The sequence below is a fragment of the Bradyrhizobium sp. genome (assembly GCF_016462955.1).
In the GTDB taxonomy this organism is placed as follows: Bacteria; Pseudomonadota; Alphaproteobacteria; order Rhizobiales; family Xanthobacteraceae; genus Bradyrhizobium.
The window spans coordinates 1-3051 of the sequence record NZ_JAEMSD010000667.1 but is presented as its reverse complement, the minus strand read 5'-3'; the positions used below and the strand labels follow the sequence as shown (position 1 = coordinate 3051).

Here is a 3051-nt window from a genome sequence, read left to right as displayed (position 1 = left end):
CGACACCGATTCGCGAGGAGAACCAGGCGGTGACGGCACCGGCGCCGTGGCCGACGCGTTCCTGGCGGCGTTTCAGCTCGTCAACGTGGTGCGGCGGCTGCTCAGCGAGGGCGCGCTGAACGCGGCGCTGATCCCGGCCTGGCTACGGAGCCGCGACCGCGACGGGACGGCGGCTGCGGCGGCATTCGCCGGACGCGTGCTCGGCACCGTCAGCGCGGCGCTGATCGCGACCTCGATCGTCGTTGCGCTCCTGATGCCGCTGATCATGACGGTCATCGCGCCTGGATTCGTCGGCAGCGGCACGCTCGATCGCGCGGTCGAGTATGCGCAGCTGATGCTGCCCTATCTCGCCTTTGCCGGTCCCGTCACCGTGCTGATGGGGCTGCTGAACGCGCAGGGGCGATTTGCGCTGACGGCGTTCTCTCCGCTGCTGTTCAACATCGCGCTGATCGCCGCCATCGCCGTGCTGCTCGTCCGGCACGCAGACGCCGGCTTCGCCGCATGGATCCTGGCAGCGACCGTCGGCGTCGCCGGCTTGCTGCAACTGATGATGCTGCTGTCGCAGCGAAGCGCGCGCCTTGCGACGCCGCTGCGCGTCAGCTTCGACCGGGAGATGCGGGCGTTTTTCGCCAAGGCCATTCCCGGCATGATCGCAAGCTCGGGCCCGCAATGGCTGATGGTGGCGGGCGCGATCATCGCTTCCGCCACGCCGTCCGCGGTGTCCTGGCTCTATTTCGCCAACCGCCTGATCGAGCTGCCGCTCGGCATCGTCGGCGTCGCCATGGGAACGGTGCTGGTGCCGGAGCTGACGCGTGCGGTGAATAGCGGCGACCGCGGTGCCGTGGCGCACGCCGAATCCCGCGCGCTGGAGCTTGCGGCCGGGCTTGCGCTGCCGGCAACCCTCGGCCTGGTCGTGCTCGCGGAGCCGATCGTGCGGCTGCTGTTCGAACATGGCGCGTTCGGCGCCGAGGACAGCGCGGCCACCGCGCGCGCGCTGATGTGGCTGGCGCTGGGACTGCCGGCGCATGTGCTGATCAAGGCGCTGTCGCCGGCCTTCTATGCCCGCGGCGATACGATGACGCCGTTGCGCGCGACCATGGCAGGCTTCGTGGTGACCGTCGCGCTCGCGCTACTGCTCGGCCATGCCTTCGGCGCGAGCGGGATCGCCGCAAGCATCGCGTCCGGCGCATGGTGCAGCACGCTCTTCCTGCTTCGCAAAGGCACGAGCGAATTCGGCTTCTCGGTGGACGCGAGCGCCCGCGCGCGGCTGCCGCGCATCGTGCTGGCCGCGATCGTCATGGGCGCCCTGCTCTGGCTGACGACGGGCCTCGTGCCAGCCGAGAGCCACGGCTTGATCCAATTCATCGCACTCTGCGTGCAGATCGCGGCCGGGATCGTCGTCTACGGCCTGCTGCTGCAGATCCTCGGAGCCGCCTCCTGGCGCGAGGCGGTTCATGCTTTGAAACGGCCCGGCTGAACCGCCAGGCCGGCGAAATACCCTTGACGGAGCAGCGCCGCTGTTGGAAACGACGGCGCCAATACCTATGGGAAGGCTGACCATGCCATTCGTTGAACGGGTCTTTTCGGGCGTCCAGCCGACGGGCAATCTGCACCTCGGCAATTACCTCGGCGCCATCGTCAACTTCGTGAAGATGCAGGAAACCCACAACTGCATTTATTGCGTCGTCGACATGCACGCGATCACGCAAGGGGTGGACGTCTGGGGCGGACCGGCCGAGCTCACGCGCAACACCCGCGAGGTGACCGCGGCGTTCATCGCGGCCGGCATCGATCCGAAGAAGCACATCGTGTTCAACCAGAGCCAGGTCTCCGGCCATGCCGAGCTCGCCTGGATCTTCAACTGCGTCGCCCGCATGGGCTGGCTCGGCCGCATGACCCAGTTCAAGGAGAAGGCCGGCAAGGACCGCGAGAATGCCTCCGTCGGCCTGTTCGACTATCCCGTGCTGATGGCGGCCGACATTCTGCTCTACCGCGCCACCCACGTTCCCGTGGGCGAGGACCAGAAGCAGCATCTCGAGCTTTCGCGCGACATCGCGCAGAAGTTCAACAACGACTTCGGCGACTCCATCCGGGCCCAGGGCAACGATGACGGCCTGTTCTTCCCGCTGCCGGAACCGCTGATCACGGGTCCGGCGACGCGCGTGATGAGCCTGCGCGACGGCACCAAGAAGATGTCGAAGTCGGAAGCCTCCGACAATTCGCGCATCAACCTGACCGACGACGCCGACACCATCGCGCAGAAGATCCGCAAGGCGAAGACCGATCCGGAGCCGCTGCCGACGGAAGAGAAGGGTCTGGAAGCCCGGCCCGAGGCCGACAATCTGGTCGGCATCTTCGCCGCGCTCTCCGGCCGCTCCAAGGCCGACGTGCTGCGCGAGTTCGGTAGCGGCCAGTTCTCCAGCTTCAAGAACGCGCTGGCGGAGCTGTGCGTGACAAAACTCGCGCCGATCGCCGGCGAGATGAAACGCCTCGTCGCCGACCCCGGCCATATCGACGCGATCCTCATCGACGGCTCGGACCGGGCCCGTGCCATCGCGGACGAGACGATGAAGCTCTCCAAGGACATCGTCGGCTTCATTCGCCGGCGCTAAGGCGCGCTTTGCAAGACCGGCTGGCGCCGCGGCGCCCGCCGCTTCGCCTCTCCCAAACATCGCGGGAGTGTGGCAGCATGGTCGCCATGCACATTCCGGGACATGCATGACCAGCAAGCGACTTTGCTACGAGCCGGGCCACAAGCCCAAATGCCTCGTCATCGTCGATGACACCGCCGAATGGGATCGCGCCGTCTATTATGCCAGCCGCTGGGCGATCCGCGCCGGCGGCGGCGTCGTGATGCTGCGCATCATCGAGCCGGAGCAGCAGAGCCAGGAATGGCTGGGCGTCGCCGACATCATGCGCGCCGAGGCGCAGGAGGCCGCCGAAGCCGCGCTCGACCGTGCCGCCGGCCGCGCCAACGGCATCGCCGCGATCACGCCGGAGCGGGTGATCCGCGAGGGCGCACCGATGGAACAGCTGTTCGCAGTGATAGAC

General features: G+C 67.6%; 3 protein-coding genes. All 3 read left to right on the top strand.

The window, feature by feature from the left end:
- Positions 1-1477 (top strand): murein biosynthesis integral membrane protein MurJ (murJ, locus tag JHD07_RS36545; RefSeq protein WP_291631025.1); only part of this gene is annotated, 1477 nt, incomplete at its 5' end.
- Between the two features lie 82 nt (positions 1478-1559).
- A complete protein-coding gene (gene trpS / locus JHD07_RS36540; RefSeq protein ID WP_291631022.1) occupies positions 1560-2612 on the top strand; it encodes a tryptophan--tRNA ligase in 1053 nt (350 codons plus the stop codon).
- 106 nt (positions 2613-2718) lie between these two features.
- The coding region (locus JHD07_RS36535) for a universal stress protein (protein ID WP_291631021.1) at positions 2719-3051 on the top strand (333 nt) is incomplete at its 3' end.